This is a genomic window from Vicinamibacteria bacterium (assembly GCA_035570235.1).
Lineage (GTDB): Bacteria > Acidobacteriota > Vicinamibacteria > Fen-336 > Fen-336 > DATMML01.
Window position 1 is genome coordinate 83600 of sequence record DATMML010000037.1, and the last position, 22654, is coordinate 106253.

General features: G+C 69.7%; 21 protein-coding genes. 15 read left to right on the forward strand and 6 right to left on the reverse strand.

Features of this window, described 5'->3' with window-relative positions:
* Positions 1 to 12: 12 nt before the first annotated feature.
* The 6 genes from VN461_06145 to VN461_06170 all read left to right on the forward strand — a co-directional run bounded on the left by VN461_06145 (position 13) and on the right by VN461_06170 (position 9520).
* Positions 13 to 699: an ABC transporter ATP-binding protein gene (locus tag VN461_06145; protein HXB54344.1), complete on the forward strand. Its 687-nt coding sequence runs from the start codon at positions 13 to 15 to the stop codon at positions 697 to 699.
* Positions 700 to 708: 9 nt separating this feature from the next.
* Positions 709 to 3249, forward strand: a complete 2541-nt coding sequence (locus VN461_06150; GenBank protein HXB54345.1) for an FtsX-like permease family protein — start codon at positions 709 to 711, stop codon at positions 3247 to 3249.
* On the forward strand, positions 3246 to 4400 hold the full coding sequence (locus VN461_06155; protein ID HXB54346.1) for a lipocalin-like domain-containing protein: 1155 nt from the start codon (positions 3246 to 3248) through the stop codon (positions 4398 to 4400). The genes VN461_06150 and VN461_06155 overlap by 4 nt, the downstream gene beginning before the upstream one ends.
* Positions 4401 to 4587: 187 nt before the next feature.
* Positions 4588 to 6510: a thiamine pyrophosphate-dependent enzyme gene (locus VN461_06160; GenBank protein ID HXB54347.1), complete on the forward strand. Its 1923-nt coding sequence runs from the start codon at positions 4588 to 4590 to the stop codon at positions 6508 to 6510.
* Between the two features lie 72 nt (positions 6511 to 6582).
* Entirely contained in the window at positions 6583 to 9063 is a 2481-nt protein-coding gene (locus VN461_06165; GenBank protein HXB54348.1) for a sulfatase, read from the forward strand.
* 160 nt (positions 9064 to 9223) lie between these two features.
* Positions 9224 to 9520, forward strand: coding sequence for a hypothetical protein (locus VN461_06170; GenBank protein HXB54349.1), 297 nt, complete (start codon positions 9224 to 9226; stop codon positions 9518 to 9520).
* 196 nt (positions 9521 to 9716) lie between these two features.
* Here the strand turns inward: VN461_06170 and VN461_06175 are convergent, their stop codons facing one another.
* Both VN461_06175 and VN461_06180 read right to left on the reverse strand, forming a co-directional pair.
* Positions 9717 to 10550 (reverse strand): DUF2231 domain-containing protein, encoded by an 834-nt coding sequence (locus tag VN461_06175; protein HXB54350.1) that lies wholly within the window; start codon positions 10548 to 10550, stop codon positions 9717 to 9719.
* The gene (locus tag VN461_06180) at positions 10547 to 11800 is read right to left on the reverse strand and encodes a glucose-1-phosphate adenylyltransferase (GenBank protein ID HXB54351.1); all 1254 of its coding nucleotides are present in this window, start codon (positions 11798 to 11800) and stop codon (positions 10547 to 10549) included. Before VN461_06180 ends, VN461_06175 begins: the two co-directional genes overlap by 4 nt.
* A 90-nt stretch (positions 11801 to 11890) precedes the next feature.
* Between VN461_06180 and VN461_06185 the strand changes: the two genes are divergently transcribed.
* Entirely contained in the window at positions 11891 to 12664 is a 774-nt protein-coding gene (locus VN461_06185; GenBank protein ID HXB54352.1) for an EI24 domain-containing protein, read from the forward strand.
* 15 nt (positions 12665 to 12679) lie between these two features.
* Here the strand turns inward: VN461_06185 and VN461_06190 are convergent, their stop codons facing one another.
* Positions 12680 to 13555 carry a PDZ domain-containing protein gene (locus VN461_06190; protein HXB54353.1) on the reverse strand — a complete coding sequence of 292 codons (876 nt, stop codon included), beginning with the start codon at positions 13553 to 13555 and terminating at the stop codon, positions 12680 to 12682.
* A gap of 296 nt (positions 13556 to 13851) precedes the next feature.
* Between VN461_06190 and VN461_06195 the strand changes: the two genes are divergently transcribed.
* Positions 13852 to 14520: an ankyrin repeat domain-containing protein gene (locus VN461_06195; protein ID HXB54354.1), complete on the forward strand. Its 669-nt coding sequence runs from the start codon at positions 13852 to 13854 to the stop codon at positions 14518 to 14520.
* Between the two features lie 32 nt (positions 14521 to 14552).
* Here VN461_06195 and VN461_06200 read toward each other — a convergent pair whose 3' ends face one another.
* Together VN461_06200 and erpA are read right to left on the reverse strand one after the other, a co-directional pair.
* Positions 14553 to 15179: an LON peptidase substrate-binding domain-containing protein gene (locus VN461_06200; GenBank protein HXB54355.1), complete on the reverse strand. Its 627-nt coding sequence runs from the start codon at positions 15177 to 15179 to the stop codon at positions 14553 to 14555.
* Between the two features lie 85 nt (positions 15180 to 15264).
* Positions 15265 to 15624, reverse strand: coding sequence for an iron-sulfur cluster insertion protein ErpA (gene erpA, locus VN461_06205; GenBank protein ID HXB54356.1), 360 nt, complete (start codon positions 15622 to 15624; stop codon positions 15265 to 15267).
* Between the two features lie 403 nt (positions 15625 to 16027).
* Here erpA and VN461_06210 point away from each other — a divergent pair, with 403 nt between their 5' ends.
* The 7 genes from VN461_06210 (at position 16028) to VN461_06240 (ending at position 21292) form a co-directional block, all read left to right on the forward strand.
* Complete coding sequence (locus VN461_06210; protein HXB54357.1) at positions 16028 to 17230, forward strand: NADH-ubiquinone oxidoreductase-F iron-sulfur binding region domain-containing protein; 1203 nt, start codon at positions 16028 to 16030, stop codon at positions 17228 to 17230.
* Positions 17227 to 18018 (forward strand): hypothetical protein, encoded by a 792-nt coding sequence (locus tag VN461_06215; GenBank protein ID HXB54358.1) that lies wholly within the window; start codon positions 17227 to 17229, stop codon positions 18016 to 18018. The genes VN461_06210 and VN461_06215 overlap by 4 nt, the downstream gene beginning before the upstream one ends.
* Positions 18015 to 18446 (forward strand): hypothetical protein, encoded by a 432-nt coding sequence (locus tag VN461_06220; protein HXB54359.1) that lies wholly within the window; start codon positions 18015 to 18017, stop codon positions 18444 to 18446. The genes VN461_06215 and VN461_06220 overlap by 4 nt, the downstream gene beginning before the upstream one ends.
* Positions 18447 to 18578: 132 nt before the next feature.
* Positions 18579 to 19412 (forward strand): DNA-formamidopyrimidine glycosylase family protein, encoded by an 834-nt coding sequence (locus VN461_06225; GenBank protein HXB54360.1) that lies wholly within the window; start codon positions 18579 to 18581, stop codon positions 19410 to 19412.
* 25 nt (positions 19413 to 19437) lie between these two features.
* Entirely contained in the window at positions 19438 to 19656 is a 219-nt protein-coding gene (gene infA / locus VN461_06230) for a translation initiation factor IF-1 (protein HXB54361.1), read from the forward strand.
* A 6-nt stretch (positions 19657 to 19662) separates the two neighbouring features.
* Entirely contained in the window at positions 19663 to 20355 is a 693-nt protein-coding gene (locus VN461_06235; GenBank protein HXB54362.1) for an HAD-IA family hydrolase, read from the forward strand.
* Between the two features lie 130 nt (positions 20356 to 20485).
* On the forward strand, positions 20486 to 21292 hold the full coding sequence (locus VN461_06240; GenBank protein HXB54363.1) for a trypsin-like peptidase domain-containing protein: 807 nt from the start codon (positions 20486 to 20488) through the stop codon (positions 21290 to 21292).
* A 20-nt stretch (positions 21293 to 21312) separates the two neighbouring features.
* Here VN461_06240 and VN461_06245 read toward each other — a convergent pair whose 3' ends face one another.
* Positions 21313 to 22131 carry a hypothetical protein gene (locus VN461_06245; GenBank protein ID HXB54364.1) on the reverse strand — a complete coding sequence of 273 codons (819 nt, stop codon included), beginning with the start codon at positions 22129 to 22131 and terminating at the stop codon, positions 21313 to 21315.
* Between the last annotated feature and the right edge of the window lie 523 nt (positions 22132 to 22654).

The following is a 22654-nucleotide window of genomic DNA, read 5'->3' on the forward strand; positions in this document are numbered from 1 at the left end:
AGGCGACACCCCGTGACGGCGATTATCCACCTCGACCGCGTGAGCAAGGAGTACATCGAGGGCGGGAAGAGCCGCCCCGTTCTGCGCGAGGCGAGCGCCGCGTTTAAGGAAGGGGAATTCGTGGCCATCCGGGGGCGGAGCGGGAGCGGCAAGAGCACCCTGCTGAACCTGCTGGCTGGGATCGACCTCCCCACGTCGGGCGACGTCCTGATAGACGGAACGTGCCTGAACCGGCTCGCCCCGCGCGACCGCACGCTCTTCCGCCGCGACCACCTGGGCTTCGTCTTCCAATTCTTCAACCTCATCCCCACCCTGACCGTCCTAGAGAACGTCCAGCTTCCCGCCGAACTGGCGGGGGTACCGCCCCGGGAAGCGGTCCGGCGAGGGCTCGCGCTCCTCGAGGAGGTGGGGCTCGCGGAGCGGGGACACGATTTCCCCGATCGGCTCTCCGGGGGCGAGCAGCAGCGTGTGGCCATCGCCCGCGCAATCGTCCAAAACCCGCGCCTGGTCCTGGCCGATGAGCCGACCGGAAACCTGGACGATGCGACCGGCCAAGTCGTGCTCGATCTGCTCGACCGCGTCACGCGCCGGGCAGGCAAGACCCTGATCCTCGCCACGCACAGCCCGCAAGTGGCGGCCCGCGCCGACCGCGCCTTTGCCATCGAGGACGGCCTTCTCGTACCTCTGTCCCCCGGCTGAGCGGGCAGCATGCTGACCCGCACCCTTCTGCTAACCGGCTTCCGTGACCTGCGGCGGCGGCCCCTCCCCACCGCCCTCATGATCTTGGGCGTGGCGTTGGGCGTGGCGGTGCTGGTCGCGATCGACCTCGCCATCGCCAGCGCCGGGCGTGGGTTCGCGCGCAGCGCGGAGGCAGTGGTGGGGCGGGCCACCCACCAGATCCGGGGCGGCCCCCGCGGCCTCCCCGAAGCCCTCTACCGGCGCCTGCGCGTGGAATGGGGGGTACGGACCTGCGCACCCGTGGTCGAGGGCACGGCCATCGGGCTCGACCTGGACCGCCAGCCGCTGCGCATCCTGGGCGTGGACCCGCTGGCGGAGGGCCCATTCCGCGACCACCTCGATGGTCGCTCGCTGGGAGCGGGCGGGCTCGCGCAGCTCCTCACCCGACCCGACGGGGTGCTGATGGGCGCAGGCATGGCCGAGCGCTACCGGCTGACCCTTGGCAGTCCCCTGCGCCTCCAAGTCGGCGATCGTTTCTTGACGCTGAGTGTCCTCGGCTTGATCACGCCCGGGGACGAAGCCGGCCCCCAGGCCCTCGACGGCCTCATCCTCATGGACGTGGGAGCAGTGCAGAAGCTCCTCGGTCAAGTAGGCCGCCTGTCCCGCATCGACCTCAGCGTCACCGCGGGCGAGGCCGAGCGGCTCGCGGCCCTGCTTCCGCCCGGAGTGCGCCTGGCCCCCGCCCACGAGCAATCGGACACCGTGGGCCAGCTCACCGCCGCCTTTCGGCTCAACCTCACCGCCCTCAGCCTGCTGGCCTTGGTGGTGGGCATGTTCCTGATCTACAACACCGTCCTTTTCAGCGTGGTGCAACGCCGCCCGGTGATAGGAACATTGCGCATCCTGGGCGCGACCGGGGGCCAGGTCTTCACCCTCATCCTCGCGGAGGCGGCGACCGCCTCCGCGGCGGGAACGGTCTTAGGCCTGGGCCTGGGCTGGGTCCTCGGCCAGGGGGCGGTCCGGCTGGTGACGCGGACGATCAACGACCTCTACTACGTGCTGGCGGTGGTGGATGCGCCGCTCACCCTGGGGGTCGTCCTGGAGGGCATCGGCCTCGGCGTGGGGGCCGGCCTGCTGGCCGCCCTGGCCCCCGCCTGGGAAGCTGCGCGGGTGGAGCCCGTGGCCGCCCTCCGGCCGAGCACTCTCGAGGGCAAATCGCGTCGATTGCTGCCCTGGGTCAGCGGAGCGGGCTGTCTTCTCGTCCTGGGGGGGGCCGCCACCCTGGCCGCCCTCCCCCGCTCTCTCCTCGCAAGCTTTGGCGGCCTTTTCGGCATCGTCCTCGGCCTGGCCCTACTCGCTCCCGCCGCCACCGTCGGGCTCATGCGCGTCGCGGGGCCCGCGGCCTCGGCCTTGGTCGGGCCCCTCGGCCGCCTGGCCGCGGGTACGGTGACGAAGGCGGTGAGCCGAACGGGCGTGGCCATCGCGGCTTTGATGGTGGCCGTCTCCGCAACCATCGGGGTGAGCCTGATGATCGCCAGCTTCCGGTCCACCGTACAGGACTGGCTGAACACGACGCTGCGGGCCGACATCTACGTCGGCTCCCCCGCCGCCGGCGGAGCGCGCAACGAGCGGACCCTCTCCGCGGACGTGCCAGCGCGGGTGGCGGCGGTGCCGGGGGTGGTCGCGGTTGAGACCCTCCGCTCCGCGCGCGTGGCGAGCCCCCAGGGCGAGGTCCAGCTCGCGGTCCTGGACTCCCGCCGCGAGCGCGGCCGTGCCTTCTATCGGTTCACGGAGGGTGACCCCGCCACCACCTGGGCCCGGTTGGGGGAGGGGGCGGTGATCGTGAGCGAGCCCTTTGCCTACCGTCGCCAGATTCCACCCCACGGCGGCAGCCTCGTCCTCAACACGGACGCGGGCGCACACACCTTCCCCGTGGCCGGGATCTACTACGACTATGCGAGCGAGCAGGGCACCGTGCTCATGAGCCGGTCCGTCTACGAGCGCTTCTGGGACGACCGGGGCGTCTCGTCCTTAGCCGTGTACGTGGCCGAAGGCCGATCGGCCGACGCCGTGGCCGACGCCCTGCGGGCCGCCCTCGCCGGCACCGCCCTCCAGGTGACCCCGAACCGCTCCCTGCGCACCCAAGCCCTCAAGGTCTTCGATCGGACGTTCACCGTCACCCGATCCCTGCGCGTGCTGGCGGTGGTGGTGGCCTTCATCGGAGTTTGGAGCGCGCTTCTGGCCCTCCAGGTCGAGCGCACGCGGGAGCTGGCCACCCTCCAGGTCCTGGGCCTCACCCCCGGCCAGCTCTGGGGTCTCACCCTCTTGGAGACCGGCCTCATGGGCGGGGCGGCGGGGCTGTTGTCGCTACCCACGGGAACTCTCCTGGCCCTCATCCTGGTCGACGTGATCAATGTCCGCTCGTTCGGCTGGACCATGCGGCTGACTCTCGAGCCCGGCATCTTCGTGGAGGCGGTCGCGGTGAGCGTGCTCGCCGCCCTGCTGGCTGCGGTCTACCCCCTCCGGCGGCTACAGCGGATACCCCTGGCCGCGGCCCTGAGGCAGGAATGAGGCGGGCCCTCCTGGCCACGCTCGCGGTGGTGGGCCTGGGCGGGCTTTGGGCCTGGGTCTGGCGCGCGCCCGCCAGGGAAAGCCGGGCGCCTAGCATCCGCATGGCTCCCGACCCAGCCCCCGTAACCTTCGAGCGCGCGATTCGCCCGCGCCCGTTCCTCCTGCCCCAGGACCACGGCCCTCACTACGACTATCAAACTGAGTGGTGGTACTACACCGGCAACCTGAGGACGGAAGACGGCCGGCCTTTTGGCTATCAGCTCACGTTCTTTCGCCGCGGGCTCCTTCCCGGGGCTCCTCCCCCGGGCCCGGGCCTGGCCACCAACCAGCTCTACCTTGCCCACCTCGCGGTCACCGACGTCACCGCCGCGACCCACGTTTTCCGGGAGCGCTTCAGCCGCGGGGCCGCCGGCCTGGCCGGAGCGGCGGGCGCTCCTTTCGAGGTGTGGCTGGAGGACTGGCGGGCAGAGGCGGTGGACGCCACGGGGAGTGACGTGCATCTCCGAGCGCGCGACGCCGGCTTGGCCCTCGACCTCGACCTCAAAGCCGCCAAGCCGCTCATCACCTACGGCGACCGCGGCTTGTCCCCCAAGGGGGAGGAGCCGGGCAACGCCTCTTACTATGTCGGCTACCCGCGCCTTCACACGCGCGGCACGATCGGCAGCGGGGGGGCCCCCGCCGACGTCGAGGGTGAGAGCTGGTTTGACCACGAGTGGAGCACGAGCGCATTGGGCCCCCAGGCGGTGGGCTGGGATTGGTTCAGCCTTCAGCTGAGCGACGGCCGCGAGGTGATGCTGTTCTCCATCCGGCGCCAAGACGGAACCTTGGAGCCGGTCTCGGGAGGAACCCTCGTCGACCCGGAGGGGCGCACCCGCCACCTGGGGGCGGGCGACTTCCAGGTAGAGGTAAAGAGCAGGTGGCAGAGCCCAGAGAGCAGAGCCGTCTATCCCTTGCGCTGGGACGTGACCATCCCCTCCACCGGGATGCGCCTCCGGGTGGAGCCCTGGCTCGAAGACCAGGAGATGCGCACGTCGTTCACATACTGGGAGGGTGCGGTCCGCGTCACGGGATCCCAGGGCGGCGCACCCCTGACCGGCCATGGCTATGCGGAGCTCACCGGCTACGCGCGCAGCATGCGAGTCCTGTTCTAGCCCATTTGCCTCCGCGGCGGTCTCCTGAAAAAATGACGCCATGATCGACGAGACCTTGCCCCTGGGCGGCGCGGCCGCGGCCGCGGTGGCGAAGGCCGCGGCGGAGGCGGTGGCCGCGGCGAGCCTGGTGGAGGGTTTCACCCCCGACCGTCTCCGGCAGCTACACCACGCGCTCCTCCTGCCCCGCATGATCGAGGAGAAGATGCTGCTCCTCGTTCGCCAGGGCAAGCTCTCCAAGTGGTTCTCGGGAATCGGCCAGGAGGCGATCGCCACCGGCGTGGTCACGGCGCTGGAGCCCGAGGACACCATCCTCCCCCTGCACCGAAATCTGGGAGTCTTCACCGGGCGCGACCTGGAGCTGGGCCGGCTCTTCCGCCAGCTCCTGGGCAAGGAGGGCGGCTTCACCAAGGGCCGCGACCGCACGTTTCATTTCGGGCATCTGGAGAAGAGGATCGTGGGCATGATCAGCCACCTGGGGGCCATGCTCCCGGTGGCGGACGGCCTGGCTCTGGCCGCCCGGCTGCGGGGCGAGAAGCGCGTAGTGGCCGCGTTCAGCGGCGATGGCGGCACCAGCGAGGGCGACTTCCACGAGGCGCTGAACCTGGCCGCGGTCTGGAAGCTTCCCGTTCTCTTCGTCATCGAGAACAACCAGTACGGTCTCTCCACCCCCGCCCACGAGCAATACGCCTGCCGGCATCTCGCCGACCGGGGCCTAGGCTACGGGATGCCGGGCATCGTGGTGGACGGGAACGACCTCCTGGCCGTGCACCGCGCGGTCACGCGAGCGGCCGAGCGCGCCCGCCGCGGCGACGGGCCGACGCTCCTCGAATGCAAGACCTTCCGCATGCGGGGCCACGAGGAGGCCTCGGGCACCGACTACGTGCCCCCGGAGCTCGTGGCGGAGTGGGCGCAGAAGGATCCCGTGGGCCGCTACCAGAAGTTCCTCGTCGCGCACGGCGTCCTCTCCACGGAGGAAGTCGAGCGCGTCCGCGGCGCCCACAAAGCCCGCATCGATGCCGCGGTGGAGGAGGCCCTTTCCGCCCCCGATCCCACCTCCGCCGCGGCCGAGGAGCAGAAGGATGTCTTCGCGCCCAGCCTGCTTGAACCCCGCCCCCCCCGCCCGGAGGACGAGGCGGGAGCCCCCGAGCTGCGCTACGTGGACGCCATCCGCGACGGGCTGCGAGTGGCCATGCAGCGCAACTCCGACGTCATCCTCCTCGGGCAGGACATCGCGGAGTACGGCGGCGTCTTCAAGGTGACGGAAGGCTTCGTCGAGGAGTTCGGCAAGGCCCGGGTGCGGAACACCCCCATCATCGAATCGGCGGCCTTGGGCGCCGCGTTGGGCCTGGCCTTGGACGGCTTCCGGCCCATGGTGGAGATGCAGTTCGGGGACTTCATCACCTGCGGCTTCAACCAGATCGTGAACAACCTCGCCAAGACTCATTACCGCTGGGGGGGGCGGGTGGCGGTAGTGGTGCGGGCCCCGGTGGGCGGGGGGGTGGGCGCCGGCCCGTTTCACTCGCAGAACGTGGAGTCGTGGTTCACGGCCGTGGCTGGACTCAAAGTCCTGGCTCCGGCCACCCCCTACGACGCCAAGGGCCTGCTCCTGGCCGCCTTCGAGGAGGGCAACCCGGTTCTCTTCCTCGAGCACAAGGCCCTCTACCGCTCGGCCCGGGGCGCGGTTCCCGAAGGCTTTTATTCCCTGCCCATCGGCCAAGCTCGAATTGCCCGCGCCGGGCGTGACGCCACAGTGGTGACCTACGGTGTGGGGGTTACCTGGGCGCTGGAAGCGGCCGCCGCCCTGGCCGCGGAGGGCAAGGAGCTCGAGGTCGTAGACCTCCGGTCTCTAATGCCCTGGGACACCGAGACCACCATCCGCTCCGTGGCCAAGACGAGCCGGGCCTTGGTCCTGCACGAAGCCCCCGTGACCGGAGGCTTCGGGGCAGAGATCGCCGCGACCCTGAGCAGGGAGGCCTTCGAGTGGCTCGATGCGCCGGTGGCGCGGCTGGGCGCTCTCGACACCCCCGTGCCCTTCAGCCGGAGCCTGGAAAGGATCTTCTCCCCCCACGGCCGGCTCCTCGACGCCCTGCGCGAGCTGCTCGCCTATTAGCTCGGGCGGGCGGTGCCGCCCCGCGCATACCGGGTAGAATCACGCGCATCCGCCCCTGGAGCGGGAGGGAGCATGCTCAGATTTCACTCCGCCGCCGGAGGGTGGCCCCGGGCCGCGGCCGCCCTCCTGCCCGTTCTCTTCGGCGCCTGCACCCGGCCCGAGCCTCCCCCGAGCCTCCGCCTCGTCGACCTTTACCGGCCAACCCAGGTGGAGGGTCGAGTGGCGGAGGGCGTCCTAACGCGAGCCCGGACCGAGTGGCGGTTTGACGGCCCGAGCCCGCCCGAGCCGGGAAGGCTCCCGTTGACCCGGGGATGGGAGGCCGGACCCGGCACCGCGGACCTCGTCCTGGGCGAGGGCCGCCTCGTCGGCCGCGCTACCGACGACCATCCCATCCTCCACCTCGAGCGCACGAGCGGACTCGAGGACAAGGACCTGCTGCACGAGGTCCAGATTCGCCTGCGCGTCTCCGCCGGCAACGAGCTGGCCTTCACCTACCGTGAGACGGAGAAGGTCGACCTGGGCGAGGTTGCGACCCGCGTGCGCCAGCTTCCCTGGCGCCTCACCTCCCCCATCATCCCGGGGGCAGAGACGAGGACGTATGTGCTCGACGCCCGGCGCCTCCCCGCCCCCCCGTCCTCGGCCGACATCCGCCACCTCCTCATCCTGCCCACCAACGCGCGGGGGGCGCGTTTCGAGATCGAGTCGGTGCGGCTGGTCTTCCGCCGGGAGCACTTGGCGGAGGTCCCTTCCGGCGTGGGGTGGCAGGGGCTCTCGGGAATTTACCGCGAGACCCTTGTCTCGCGAAGCCCGGAGACCATCCGCGTGAGCCTGCGCCTTCCCGCGCAGCCGCGGCTCGAGCTGGCCCTCGGCACCGTCGACGACGGACCCGTGACCTTCCGCGTGGGCCTCCGCCGCCCCCGCCGCGCGCGGGAGGACACCCTCCTCGAGCGGACGGTGACCACGCCCCAGCGCTGGGAAGATGCCTCCCTGGACCTCTCGTCCTTCGCGGGCGAGGAGGTGAGCCTCTCCCTTTCCCTCGCCGCCGAGGGGAAGGGGGTCCTGGGGCTTTGGGGGACGCCCATCGTGCGCAGCCTGGGCGCGCGGCCCCCGGCGGCCACGAACCGGAGGCTGGCCGGCCCGCCCCCCCAAGGCGTGATCCTGATTTGGGCCGACACCCTCCGTCGAGACCACCTGGGGGTCTACGGCTACGGGCGCGCGACCACTCCGATCCTGGACGCCGTGGCCCGGGAGGGGACCCTCTTTCGTGACTGCGTGGGTCAGGCCACCTGGACCAAGGTCGCGACCCCTTCCCTCATGACCTCCCTCTACCCCACCTCCCACGGAGTGAAGGAGTTCTCGGACCGTCTACCCAGCGCGGCGCGGACGATCGCCGAGGTCTACCGCGAGGCCGGGTACGCCACCTTGTCCTTCTCGTCCATCATGTTCACGGGTCGGTTCACTAATCTCCACAAGGGCTTCGAGGTGGTCCACGAGGACAGCTCCCTGCCTGACAGAGAGTCGAGCAAGACGGCCCGAGAGTACGTGGACCGGCTTCTCCCCTGGTTGGAGGCGCACCGCGACGTCCCCTTCTTCGTTTTTCTCCACGTTTCCGATCCCCACGATCCCTACCGCCCCTACCCTCCCTACGACTCCCTGTGGGCCGACCCCGCCTGGCGGGGCGAGCACGAGCGCCAGGCCAAGGAGGTGCAGAAGTTCATCGCGGACCCCTTGCTGAAGCTCTTTGGCATGCCCACCTGGGCAGAGCTCGAGAGGGCAAGGCTCGATCCCAAGGTCTGGGCGGCCCGCGACCGCGACTGGTACGACGGGTCGATCCGGGGGATGGACGCAGAGATCGGTCGTCTCCGCCAGCGTCTTGAGGCCCTGGGCCTAGCCGAGAAGACCCTCCTCGTCTTCACGGGGGACCACGGTGAGGAGTTCCTCGAGCACGGCCGGACCTTCCACGGCCAGAGCGCCTACGGAGAGCTGACGGGCGTGCCCCTGATCCTCTGGGGTCCGGGGAGGGTGCCCTCCGGCCAGGTGGTGGCGGACACCGTGCGCACGATCGACATCATGCCCACCCTGCTCGAGATCAGCCGCCTTCCCATCCCCGCCCCCGCACAAGGCGAGAGCCTCGTCCCCCTCTTGACCCTCAAGACGCCGGCCGGGGGCGGCAGCCTGCGCGCGGACGGTGGTCTCCTCCCCGGCCGAGGGCGCCCCGCGGTCTCGGAGAAGGCGTCGACCGTCGACGCCGGCGGCCCGGCCCCCCGCGACACCGAGTCGTTCGCCATCGTTTCCGACGGCTGGAAGTTGATCCACAACACGAAGCGCCATCAGGGGGACCCGGAATTTGAGCTCTACCGCCACGACCAGGACCCCCTCGATCAAGCGGACCTCTCCGCCGAGCATCCCGAGCTGGTAGCACGACTGGCGCACGACCTTCAGGCCTGGCAGTCCCGGGCCGCGCGAGCCCGCCTGAAGCCGGACGAGGCCTCCGCGCAGACCATGAGCAAGGAGGACCTCGAGCGCCTACGGAGCCTGGGCTACATCCAGTAGGGGCGCGCCTCTGCCCTCAAGGCTCCGTCCCCGGGTAGAGAGCCAGGAACTCCCGCAGGCGTGGATCCTCGCGGGAGAGAGGGGGTAGATACTCCCGCCCGCCGGCCCGAGCCCGACGGTAGGCTAGAATCGACAAGGAATACGGCCGGCAGGAGGTCTCATGCCCGACGACGCACCCAAGAGCAGCTTCGAGTTGGCCATGGAGCGCCTCCGGAAAAAGGACCGCGAGACCGGGGTCGAAGAGCGCTCCTTGAGCGCGGAACAGCGGGCCGCCATCGCCGACGTGCGGAAAATATACGAAGCCAAACTGGCGGAGCGAGAGATCCTCTACCACTCGTCGCTACGAAAGGCTCGCGATCCGGAGGCGGCGTCCGTTTTGGAAGAGGAGTACCGTCGGGATCGGGAGCGGATCAACTCCGAGCGCGACCGTAAGCTCGAAGAAGCCCGGCATCTCTGAGCCGAGCGGCGCCCTTCAGGGGCGCCGCGCCTCGCCACTCAACGCAATGAGGCGTTTCGGCGCGACCTGTCGCCAGGCCTACTCCAGAACCTCGCGAAGCTTGGGGGCGCGGACCCTCTTCTTGGGAGGCGTGCGTCCACGGGCGCGGCTCACCTCGAACTCGGACGGGTTAGCAGCGGGACGGGAACTAGGGACACTACGGAGCCTGCAGCCTCTTCTTGAGCCGCTCGCTGTTCGGGAAGTCCGGGAGCAGGGACTGCAGGTGCGCCCGGGCTCCCTCCTTCTGGCCGGCCGCTTCGAGGGCGTCCGCAAGCAGGAAGCCCTGTTGCAGACGCAGCCGGCGGTTGGACGAGGGAACGACGAGCCGACCCAGCATGTCCAAGGCGCCCGCGGGGTCGTGCCCGTCGAGGAGCTTGGACTCGGCGGCCATGATCTGGACGCCGGGATCCCCGGGGAATCGCCGCGCGGCTTCTTCCGCCAGGCGGGCCGCATCCGCAGACCGGCCCCCCTTGCGGTCGACCTGGATCTGGTTGTAGATGCCGGCCAGCAGCAGCCGGCCCACGTCTGCGGGATCGCCGGTGCGTATGCCCACCCCACCCGCGTAGGAATAGACCAGCCGGCCCCCGTACGAGCCCGCCTCATAGAGGCAGAAGAGTGCGCCTAGACCGAGGATGCCCGAGGCGATGAGCGCGTAGCGCTCCTTGCCCCAGCGGCCCAGGAGGAGGGCGATGATCTCGACGCCCGCGACAGCCAGGAACATCGTGCGCGTCAACATGCCCCATTGCTCGTGGTCCACGACCGCGTCTGCCACCCCGGGGATCCGCTCCACCGGCCCGTGGGCGGCCTGCCCAGACTCCACCGCCACCATCGCGGCTAGGGCGCCGGCCAGGATGAGGCAGAGGGCGGCCCCGCCCGCGAAGGCCAGGCGTCCGGTCAACGAGAGCCAGCGCAGGACCACGCCCGCCGCGAGCAGGCCGATGGCAAAGTGGACGACGATGGGGTGGTAGGGTCCCAGGTCGATTGCGCTCATATCACCGTCCCTTCGGGGATGATGGCCTGCTTGGGCACGACCACGATCCCGTCCCGGATGTAGTAGCCGATGCCGTCCCGCTCCCGCTCTTGGGCCTGGTTCACGATGCGAACCCCCCTGCCGATGCGGGCGTTCTTGTCCACGATCGCCTTTTCGATCACGGTGTCGGGGCCGATCCCCAGGGGGGGCAGACCCCGCGCGTTCGCACGCTCGATCTCGTCGAGGGTCTCATAGTAATCGGCCCCTAGGATGAGGCTGTCGCGGACCTGCGTGCCCCGGCCGATGCGGCTGCGGATCCCGATCAGCGACCGCTCGACCTGGGCCCCCACGACGATGCTGCCCTCGGAGATGAGCGCGCTCGTCACCACGCAGTGCTCTATTTTGGTGGCGGGCAGGAAGCGCGGGTGGGTGTAGACGGGACGGGAGGCCTCGTAGAAGTCGAAGGGTGGGACAGGTTGGCAGAGTGCCAGGTTCGCCTCGTAATAGGAGGAGATGGTCCCCACGTCCTCCCAATAGCCACGGTAGGGATGGGCGTGGACCCGCATCTCGCCCAGGGCGTGGGGGATCACGTGCCGACCGAAGTCCACCAGGGCAGGATCCTTGAGCGATCGCTCCAGGGCCTCGCGGCCGAAGAGGTAGATCCCCATCGAGGCGAGATAAGTGGGGCCAATGCTAGGCAGGTGGGAGACCAGGTCCTCCAGGCGATCCGGCCCCGGCTTCTCCTCGAAGTGGACGATGCGCCCCTGGCGGTTCATCTTGAGGATCCCGAAGGCGGGGGCTTGTTCGGCGGTCACGGGGGTCACGGCCACGGTGGCGTCCGCCAGGTGGCGCCGGTGGGTCTCCAGCATCCTGCGGTAGTCCATCTGGTACAGCTGGTCACCGGAAAGGATGAGGGCATCGCGAAAACCCTGGGTGCGGAGGTGGCGCAGGCACTGGCGTACCGCGTCCGCGGTCCCCTGGAACCACTCCGGGCTCTCCTCCGTCTGCTCCGCCGCGAGCACGGTGACAAAGCCAGAGGAGAAGATGTCGAACTTGTAGGTTGAGTTCAGGTGCTTGTTCAGGCTCTCCGAGTTGTACTGGGTAAGGACGAAGATCCGACGGAGGTTGGAGTTCAAGCAGTTGCTGACGGGAATATCGATGAGCCGGTACTTTCCGGCGATGGGAACGGCGGGCTTGGAGCGATGCAGGGTCAAGGGGAACAGCCGTGACCCCCTCCCGCCGCCCAGGATCACGGCCAGCACGTCGTCCATGGCGGCGGCATTCTCCCACGCCGCGCCCGCGAACTGTCAAGCAGGTGCGCGGTCTCTGGCCGGTCCGGAAAACTCTGATAGGCTCAACCGGTGTCCGAGCCGATCCTGGCCAGGATCCCGCGACCTGGCCTCCTCCGCCGGGCGGCGGCCGGAGCCTGGCACGTTCCCGCCGGCTTCGCCTTCCTCCTGCGGAACCCATCTTTCTGGCCTCTCGCCGTGCTCCCCGCCCTGCTCGTCGTGATCTCCCTGGCCGGAGGTCTCCTGCTCGCCGCTTTCGCGGGCCCCTTTGTGGAGGGTGCGCTGTCTCCCGGGCGGGAGCGGATTCCCTCCGGCCTCGGCCTCCTCATGACCCTCCTGCGCTGGCTGGGCATGCTGCAAGCGGGGATGTTGCTGGGCCTGGCGGTGGCTTTCCTGGTCGCGGCTCCCCTCCTGGACCGCCTCTCCCGTCGGGTGGAGTCGCAGCTGGGAAACGCAGGGAAGGACCGCGAGCCCCGGCCGCGCCCGGAGGCCCTCGCGTCCCTCCAGGGCTCGCTCTACTTCCTGGCTGCGGCCCCGGGGGTCTTTCTGGTCGGCCTCGTTCCCCTCGCGGGACCGATCCTCGCCACGCTCTGGGGCGCCCACGCCCTGACCGAGCGGCTCACCGCGGAGCCGCTCGGCCAGCGCGGCCTCGGCTTCCGGGCCCGCCAGGCCTGGCACAAGGACTGGCGGGCGGAGAGCCTCGGTTTCGGGCTTGCTGGCCTGATCACGCTGGTCGTGCCCGTCGCCAACCTTCTCCTCGGCCCCGCGCTGGCCATCGGGGGGACGCTGCTCGTGCTCGACTTGGAGGCGTTGACGCCCCCCACGCCGAGGGTGACGGAGCCCTGAAGACTCGCGGCCGCTCTATGTCGTCTCCTCGTCGCGCCGCGGCTCCAGCGCGCCCAACTGGAGCTTGAGGTCCAGGGGCTTGCCGTCGCGCTGCACGGTGATCGTGACCTCCTGGCTGGCCGCGTGCATCACCTCATGCCGCAGGTCCTCCCCGTCCCGCACGTCCTTGCCCCCGAACTTGAGGATCACGTCGCCGGCCTTCAGCCCCGCCTTGCCCGCGGGTCCGTCCTCGTCCACGCTGGTCACGAGCAGACCCCGGTCGTCGGGCAGGCGGAAGTAGTGGGCGAGCTGACCGGAGACCTCTTGATACTCGATGCCGAGCCTCCGCGGGCCATGCCCGTGGCGGAAGAGCATGGTCCGTCCCTTGCCCCCGGCCCCGTCTTCCCAGCGGAGAGTACCGGGCGGCATGGGGGGCATGGGCGGCATGTGGGGCATATTGGGCAGGACCAGGTTCGGAACCTCGAGGTCGCCCAGCCGGAAAGCGGCGTCCTTCCCTTCCTCCAGCGTGGCGGAGAGCTTGTGGACGGCTCCCCCGCGGCTCACCTCCAAGCCGACCGTGCGGCCGGGCGGAGTCTCCCGGACGAGGCGAGCCAGTTGGACCGCGCCCTGCACTGCCTCCCCCTGGTAGCGGAGGATCACGTCCCCTTCCTTGAGCCCGGCCTTCTCGGCCGGGGTGTCGGAGTCGACGGACTTCACGAGGGCTCCGCGCTCTTCGGACAGCTTGAGCTTGGCGACGTCCGACTTGCCCACGTCCGCGAGCTGGACGCCTAGGTGGGCCCCGCCCATGCGGACGACCTGTACCCGGCGCCCTTCCGCCCCGGACGCCCCGGGGGCGAACCCGGCCGCGACCAGTGCGGAAATCCCTATGGTCAATCCAATCCAGCGTGGCATGCGACCTCCTCGAAAAAAGCTACTCATGCAAGCCCTTAGACGCCGAGCCGCAAAAAAAGTCGGGGGGCTATGGGCCGGGCCCCCCGACGTGGGTAGGGACGATCTTATGACCTGCGGTTCAGGGGCCTGTATACCTGGGCGTGATGGCCCTGCTGGGGGGCAGCCGCTTTGGCCTCTCCCCCGCCAGTTCCGCTCGGCCCAGACGGAAAAAAGCAAGAGCTAAGAAGAAGCAGCCCCGCCCCCGGCCGCAGAATGGAGGCGTCGGCGGGCCGGGGAGGCCCGAAGGAGGCGGAGTCATGACCGAAGTCCGGCAAACTCTCATCGAGGCCGTGAAGAAGGGCGACGCCCCGGCCGTCAACCGGCTACTGGACGACAACCCGGCCCTCCTCAGAGCGCAGACGGATGAGGGCGTGTCCGCCATACTGCTCGCCGTCTACTACCGGCAACCAGAGATCGCCCAAGCCTTCCTGGCCCGGGGTGCCGTCTTGAGCCTCTTCGAGAGCTGTGCCCTGGGCCGACTGGATCGGGTCTCGCAGATCCTGGCCGAGGACAGCGCGGCCCTACGCTCCTACTCTCCCGACGGCCACACCCCCCTCGGATTGGCGTGCTTCTTCGGCCACCGGGACATCGTCCGGCTGCTCATCGAGAAAGGGGCGGACGTGAACGCGGCCTCAAAGAACGCGCAGCGGGTGGCCCCCCTGCACGCGGCCACGGCCCGGCCGGATGCCGAGATCGTCGAGGCGTTGCTCAGAGCGGGGGCGGACCCCAAGCGGCAACAGGAGGCCGGCATCACTCCCCTGCACGAGGCGGCCGCGGCTGGACAGGAGGCGATCGCGCGCCTGCTGATTGCCCACGGGGCCGAGCGGGACGCCCGCGCCGACGATGGCCGAACCGCAGCCGATCTGGCTCGGGCCAAGAAGCACGAAGCGCTAGCCGGATGGCTGGAGTCCCCCGGCAAGGGGTGAGGGCCCACTGGATCTCCCCCAAACGGGGCGGCTTAGTGGGTGGTCTTGCCCAGGCCGTAGGTCTGCTCGAGCAGCAGGAAGTCCAGGATCTCGAGCAGGCGCGCGTAGCGGGCGAGGATGCTGTCGCAGTCCAGGAGCGACTGTCGCTCAACCGGGGCTAGGGTGAGGGTCTGGCAAAGGGCGTTCACGAACACGTCGTGGGGCAGCTCGGTTTGGAGCACCAGGGAGACGGGGCCATCCGAGGCCTTGCCGATCGCGGCGAGGACCCGCCGGCGCATGGCCTCGAGCGAAGCGGTGTCTCCCATTCCCTCGGGCAGGGCGTCCACCGCGGCCAGCCGGTAGAGTTCGCCCTCGTGCTCCTCGCGGATCCGGAAGCGCACCGTCCCCCGCAACAAAATATTGTACCGTCCCTGTTCGAGCGGCTCACTCTGCTCGATGACCCCTGCGCAACCCACCCCGTAGACCGAGGGTCGGCCCTGGTAGTGGGGCTCCCAGCCCGGCTGCAGGAGCGTCATGCCGATGGTTCGGTGGCTGTCCAGGGCGTCCGCCACCATCTTTCGATAGCGCGGCTCGAAGACGTGCAGGGGCATGGGCATCTGCGGGAACAGCACGACGTTCGGCAGAGGGAAAAGCGGAAGAAGGCCGGGAAGAGGCTTCACGAGGGTTACCGGGATGCGTCAAGCGTCCCCGGCCTCGCGCACGCCGTGGCGGCCGGTCTGAAGCCGGCCGCCCCGTAGCCCAGCCTCAGTGGTGATGACCCCCGCCGCCACCTTCGCCGCCGGCGTTGAACGAATGGCCGCAGCCGCAGGTGGATGTCGCGTTCGGATTCTTGATGGCGAAGCCGCCCCCCATCAGGTCTTCCTTGTAGTCGACCTCGGCCCCCTCGAGGTAGCGCATGCTCATGGGGTCCACAATGACCTTCACGCCCTCCGCCTCGAAGACCTGGTCGCCGTCCGCGGCTTCGTCCAGCACCATTCCGTACGAGAAGCCGGAACAACCGCCGCCCTGCACGTAGATTCGGAGTCCACCCTGGGGGATGTTCGCCTTCTCCTGCTCCAGGATGCCCTTCACCTTCTGGGCAGCGTTCACGGTGAGGTTGATCATCGGTCAGCTCTCCTCATCCCGAGATCTGACCGCAAGCCTCCGCAAGCAGGCGGAAACCCGGCTCGACCTCGACAACTCCATCTTACCTCATCTGGACTTTTTTGTGAAGCTTGGTCCCGAGGCCCCTCCACGAGGCCATCATTATTAGAATTGAGATGCGAGGGCGCCTTTGAGGGGCTGCTCATGCTCCGCCTAGCGGGGTTCCGCCGTTCCACCTGCTCTAGTTTACGGGCCATGCTGGCCGTGGCCGGTCAGACGGCCGACTCCGAGTGCTACGATACTACGAACCGACGCCGAGTCGGGTCCAATAACCCTAGGCAGCCCCCGATTCGTCGCAAACGGCTGCCCGGTTCGCACCGTCAAGCGCTCAAAATGGCGCGGGGAGGGGCTCCTGGGTGAACTCATGGCCACCAGCGACGGACCGGAGCTGATACGTCGCGTCATCGCGTCCGGGTTGAGGGGACGGGGCGGGGGCTGGTTCCCTACCGGCCGGAAATGGCAGGCCGTCCGCGCTGAAGAAGGAGACTCCTTCCTGGTCGCGAACGGGGCGGAGGGGGAGCCGGGATCTGTGAAAGACCGGTTCCTCATGACCACGCGGCCGGGGGAGGTCGTCCGGGGCCTGGCCCTTGCGGCCCGCGCGGTGGGGGCTAGGGAGGCGGTCATCTTCCTGAAGGGGTCGTTCGCGGGGCCGGCGGCGGCTCTGCGCGCCGCCCTCCGCGAGGCTCAGCTTGCCGATCTCACGGTCGAGGTCCGCCACGGCGATGATGGCTACATCAGCGGAGAAGAGACGGCCGTGCTGGAGGCTCTCGAGGACCGTCGGCCTTGGCCACGGCCGAAGCCCCCTCTCCCCGCCGCCGTCGGCTTTCGCGGGCGGCCGACCTTGGTCCAGAACGTCGAAACCCTGGCCCGGGTGCCCGCGGCGGTCGACGATCCCGAACGCTTCCGCCGCACCGAGTCGACGCTCGTCTCGCTCTGGGGTCACGTGCGGCGGCCGGGCATCTACGAGGTTCCACTCGGCACCCCGCTGCGCCGCCTGATCGAGGAGGAGGGCGGGGGCGCACCGGATGGTCTGGGCATGATCTTCCCGGCCGGACCCTCCGGAGCTCCCCTGAGCGCCGCCCAGGCCGACACGCCCCTCGATCCCGACGCACTCCGGGCCTCGGGCTCCGCCCTGGGAACGGCGTCCGTGCTGGTCCTGGGCGTGTCCGCCTGCCCGCTCGGCGTAGCGGCCTCGCTGGCCGCCTTTTTCGAGCGCGAGTCCTGTGGCCAATGCCCACCGTGCACGGTCGGCACATCGAGCCTGGGCCGGATCGTGCGAGCCGTGGAGGCGGGAGAGGCCCGGGCGAGGGACCTGACCGACCTCGGCGAGGTGTCGGGCTTCATGGCCAGCCACGGATACTGTGCCCACAGCCGGACCGCCGCGGGTTCTGTAACCGGACTCCTGACCCGATTTCGGGGCGACGTGGAGGAGCATCAGCGCCGGGGCCGTTGCCCGCACCCCGGCCCTCCCCTCGACCCCTTCGGCCCGGCGTCACCCGAGCGGACCGCAATCGAGGCGGTCCTGGCCGGGTTGCCCTCGCCCACGACCGCGGCCGAGGTCCGGTGACCCCGGTCTTCTACCTTTTCCTGCTGCACCTCTCCCTGGGCCTGCTGGCCACACTCCCCCTTGTTCCTGCGCGCGCGGGGGTGACTTTCTTCAAGTTCTGCTCCGCCGCCGCCGCCACTCTGACCACCGCCGCCCTGGGTCTGCTTTACCGCCGCTTCGGGCTCGCGGCCGGGCCGGGAGCCCCCGCGAACTCCGCCTATCGCGCCCTACTTCTGGCGACCGTGGCCTTGGTCCTTTTCACCGTCCTCTACAACCGCGCCTGGCACTTTGGCTGGAAGCCTCTGCGGGGGCCGTTCTTGGCGGGGGCCCTGGCCGCCGGGCTTACGGCCGTCGTCCTGGGCGCCCCCGGCCCCGTCTTCCTCGCCAGCGACCTCACCTCGCTCCTCCTGCTGGGAGCGGCGGCCTCCGCCATGATCCTGGGCCACTTCTATCTCGTGGTCCTGGACTTACCGATCACCGCCCTCAGGCGCTTGACCGTGGGCCTCGTGGTGGCCCTCGTGATGCGCGCGGGGGTGGTAGGGGTGGCCCTGGCCGGCCCCAGCCAAGCCGGATACGCGGAGGCCCGCCTCATCGCGGGGGGCCTCTGGAGCCCCGACGGGATCTTCGTTTGGATGCGGTTGCTCTTCGGGATCGCGGGCCCGCTCTGCCTTGTATGGTTCATCTGGAAGACGGTGGAAATCCGCTCTACGCAGTCCGCCACCGGGATCCTCTACGTCCAGCTGTTCCTCGTCATGGCGGGAGAGCTTCTCGCCCAGTACCTGAGCGTGGCCGCGGGCTTCCCGTTGTGAGGCGGCCGCCCGAGATCGCTTTTGCCTGCCCCCGATGCGGGGGGGAGGCCCGGGCGGGCCCCGACGGCCGGGCCCGCTGCTCCTCCTGCGGGGCGGAGACGATCCTGACCACCTCCTCTTCCCTGCTCGAGCAGGGACTGGTGGACCGATGCCCCGCCTGCGGCGGGGAACAACTCTACGTCCAGCGGGACTTCAACCAGAAGGCGGGGCTCGCGATCGTGGGCTTGGGCGCCGCCCTCGCCCCTTTCACCCCCTTCTACTCGAGCCTCTTCGTGGCCGCGCTCGTCGACGCCATCCTATATATGATCCTGCCCGAGATAAGCGTCTGCTACCGCTGCCAGGCCCACTTCCGGGGCTTCGCGAGGAACCCGAAGCACGGGCCTTTCGACCTCCACGTGGCCGAGCAGTACGGCACCCGGACGCGGTAGGGAGCCCTCGGAGAGCGGCCAACCCCGTCGGCGCGAGCGCGGTTTGGGATCGCCGTTCTTGAGAGAGTGACGCGCTTCCGCTCCCCCGACCGGCGCGGAGGGAACGCGGCGGGAAGGTAGAATGGGCGCTCCATGCCCGAGCTGCCGGACCTGCTCTACATCCTCACGAGCCTCCGGGAGACGCTGCTCGGCCGGCACGTGACCGCAGAGCGCGTCAAGGAGCCGGTGGTCCTCCGTTACGCGGTGCGCGGGAACCTGTCCCTCCTGCTGGGCCGTAAGCTCGCCGACCTCGGGCGAAGGTCCCACTTCCTCGCCTTCCGCTTCGAGGGCCTGGACCTCGCCGTGAACCCCATGCTGGCCGGGCGCTTCCGGCTAGCCGCCCCGGGGCAGAAAGACGAGGCATCGCTGGCCTTCGCCCTCGGCTTCGGCGATCTCGAGCTTCGCTATCTCGACGACAAGAAGATGGGCAAGGCCTACCTGATCGGGGCCGACGACTGGGGAGCCATTCCCGGGCTCCAGACGGGTGGGGTCGACGTCCTGTCCCCGGAGTTCACGCGGGAGCGGTTCGTGAGCCTGCTCAAGCATCGGCGCGATCAAGTGCGGGCCTTTCTCCTCGACAAGAAGGCCCTCGACAGCCTGGGCAACGCTTACGCCGACGAGGTGCTCTTCGCAGCCGGAATCCATCCCAAGACCTGGTGCCGGTCCCTCTCCCACGCGGACGCTGTTCACCTCCACGAGGCGATCGTGACCGTGATGAAGGAGGCGGTGGCGGAGGTCGCACGGCGCGGAGAGCCCATCGACGTGAAGGTGCGCGACTTTTTGAAGGTCCGGTTGAAGGAGCGCTGCCCGCGCTGCGGCGGCAAGATCCGCGTCGCGGGCGTGAAGGGCATGGACGCCTACTTCTGCCCGCGCTGCCAGCCCGCGACCCGGGCCGGGCTCGTGGACTGGACGCGCACGGGGAAGTGAAGCGATAATGGAGTGAGGAGCGTGGATGAGCAAGGAAGACTTAATCGAATTGCAGGGAGTGGTGACGGAGGTCTTGGCCGGCGGCAACTACAAGGTCAAGTGCGGCGAGAACCACGAGGTCCTAGCCCGGCTCAATGGCAAGATGCGGCAGTTCCGGATTCGCGTGATCGCAGGCGACCGCGTTACCGTGGGCGTATCCCCCTACGACCTCAAGCGCGGCCTCATCACTTACCGCGCTAAGTAGCCCCCCCTGGCCCGTTTCCGCTCCGTCCTCTTCGACCTCGACAACACCCTGCTCGATTTCGACCGGGCCGAGAGAGCGGCGCTCCGCGCCGCCCTCGCCCAGCTGGGTCTGCCCTTGAGCCGCTCCGCCTTGCGCGAGTACCGCCGCATCAACGATGAGCTCTGGGCCCTCTACCGCCGCGGGGGAATCGCCCAGCCGGTATTGGCGGTGGAGCGCTTCCGGCGGCTGCTCGAGTTCCTGGGGGGCGACCACCGGCGGGCGCCTCGCCTCGGCCGGGCCTACCTCGATCACCTGTCCGAGCGTGGTGACCGCCTGCCCGGCTGCCGGCCCACCCTGGCCCGCCTTTCGGCCCGCCACGGGCTGGGGGTCGTGACCAACGGCATCGATCGCGTCCAGCGAGCGCGGCTGCGGGCGGCCCGGCTGGAGCAATTCTTCCAGGTGGTGGTCACCTCGGAGGGCTGCGGCTTCGCCAAGCCCGATCCCCGCATCCTCGGCGTCGCCCTCACCGCGCTGGGGCACTCCCCGGCCCAGGCCCTCTTCGTGGGGGACGACGTGGGGACGGACGGAGGGGCCGCCGCGCGGGCGGGTGTCGCCTTCTGCTGGATGGACCGGGGTCGGGGGCACGCGCGGGGTCTCCGCCCGCCACGCCGCCGGGTGAGCAGACTCCTCGAGCTACCGGACCTCCTCTCGAGGACTTGACCCAGCCTATAATCCCTCCGCCGGAGTAGGAGGCCAGATCCTGGACTCGCCCGTATCGATCCCGCGTGCCGCCGTCTCCTCGATCGTCTTCCTTCGCAGCGAGATCCCCGCTCAGCATCCCTCGGCAGCCGTGCTCGGAGAGGAGCGCCTAGGGGCGGGGGTGGCGGTGGCTCCCGACCAGGTCTTGACCGCGCACTACCTGGTCCTGGGAGCGGCGCAGGCGGAGGTGACGGGGGCGGACGGAAAGCCGCGTGGGGTGCGGGGAGTGGCCCTGAACCACGAGACCGGCCTGGCCCTTCTCCGGCTCGAAGGCCCCGAGCTCCGCCCCGCGCGTCTGGGCGAAGGCGGCCCCGTGGCGCCCGGCCTGCCCGTCTTCCTACTGACCTGCACGAGCGACCGGGAGCGCAAGGGCGCCACCGGCCACATCTCGATGGTGGGCCCCTTCGAGGCCTTCTGGGAGTACATGCTGGACCAGGCCATCATGACCACCGCCATCAACCCAGGCTTGGCGGGAGCTCCCCTTTTCGACCCCGGCGGGCGGGTCATCGGCATCGTCTCCCTGGGCCTGGCCGCGGTGGGCCGCTACAGCCTGGCCATTCCGGTGGACCTCTTCCTGCAGCACCGGGAGGAGATGGAGAGCGAGCAGGGCGTGCGCACGGATCCCCCCCGGGCTTGGGTGGGTTTTTACCCGCAGGGCTTCGACGGCGGCGTGGCCATCAACGGCATCGTGCCCGGGGGCCCCGGGGACAAGGCCCGGCTCGCCCGGGGAGACTTGATCCTCTCCGTGGACGGCGCGCCCGTTTCCAACCTCCGCGAGCTCTACCGCGCCATATGGCGCAAGGGGCCCGGCGAATCGCTGGGGCTGCAGATCTTGCGCGACTCCTCGATCCGCGTGATCGAGGTCGTGGCGGGCGACCGCTACGAGTTCTACAAGTAGTTAGGCCTCAAGAGACGGCATCATCGAACCCATCCCAGGGACAGGATGAGTGGGTAGTGAATTTGGGCGCCGACCGCCCGCGTGAGGAACGGCACCTGGGCCGTCATCGTCCACCCGCCTGACCGACCGAGAGGCCGGCCGACGCTCAGGGAGACCAGGCCGTCGGTGCGGCCGAGATTGCCCTCGGTTTCTCTCTTTCCGTCCCAGGTCTCGCTGTTCTCACGGATGACGTCCACTCCGAGGGTGGCCGTCCATCCCCGCCTGATCGGGTGAGTCAGTGACCCGCTCCCGTGGAACCGATCCCCCGCCCGGTAGCCGTAGTGATTTGCGTAGACCACGGCTCGAGAGTCCACGCTCGCCACCAGCGCGAACTGCCCGAACCGTCTTCCCGCGGCGAGGCCTATGAGCGGATCGAAGGTCCCGGTCCCGAACTGGATGTGCTCGTGAGGAAGCCCGAGGCGTCCGAGGGCGAACGGATTCACGACTGTCGATCCGAGAGGCAGCGAAACACCCGCGCGGCCGGCCAGCGACCATGTCCCGACCTTCTTAGCCGCATGAAGTAACACCGCCGCGTCGGTGCTCCCGATCAGGGTCTCGTTCCGGTGGTGGATACTGCCATGGGGAAGGACGACGGGGAGCCGATCGGGAGTCAGGAAGTGAACCCGGCTCGTGACTTGGCGAAAGCCGGCCACGAGCTCGAGGCCGAGGCCAGGCCTTAGGCCGCGGGCGGCGGTGACGCCGATCTGCCCGGTGGTGAAGTCCTGAACATGCCAGATGTCACCCTCGTCGGTGGCGACGTGCTCGGTATGGGTGAGAGTGCCTCCCAGGACGCCCGCCAACCTCCAGGCGCCCGGCGCCGGAGGCGCCAGCGAGAACCCGCCGACCGGCAGGTTCGGGTTCGATCAGCCCGCGCACGCACCAGCCCACAGGGGGGCGGCGGAGAGTGCCAGCAGCAAGCCAACGGAAAGGATCTGGAGCTTCATGTTTCTCCTCCTCAGACCTGGCAGGCCTACGGCCGGCCCAGGTCGGACGTTCAGGCGACGGCCAGGCGGAGGAGAGGCTTAGAGGCGAAGAACGGTGTTCGACGGCGGCGAGGGACCCGGAGCGACCTCAAGCGAGGAGGCGCGGCGCGGCCCCCAACGCCACTGCGGGGCCATGGCAACCGGGGTCGGGAGGCCGAGCGACGGCAACGAACTCCATGGACCAGAGACCGTGCGCAGGTTGGGACTCTGAGCGGCCGCGATCGCATATCGCCCCGCAGGCGGAGTCTTTCGGCAGCAGTCCTCAGTCTTGCCCGACTGGTGGCAGCCGGCGGCGTCGCTCTGACAGCAAGCCATCGACGCGCGATCGTACTCGCCACAA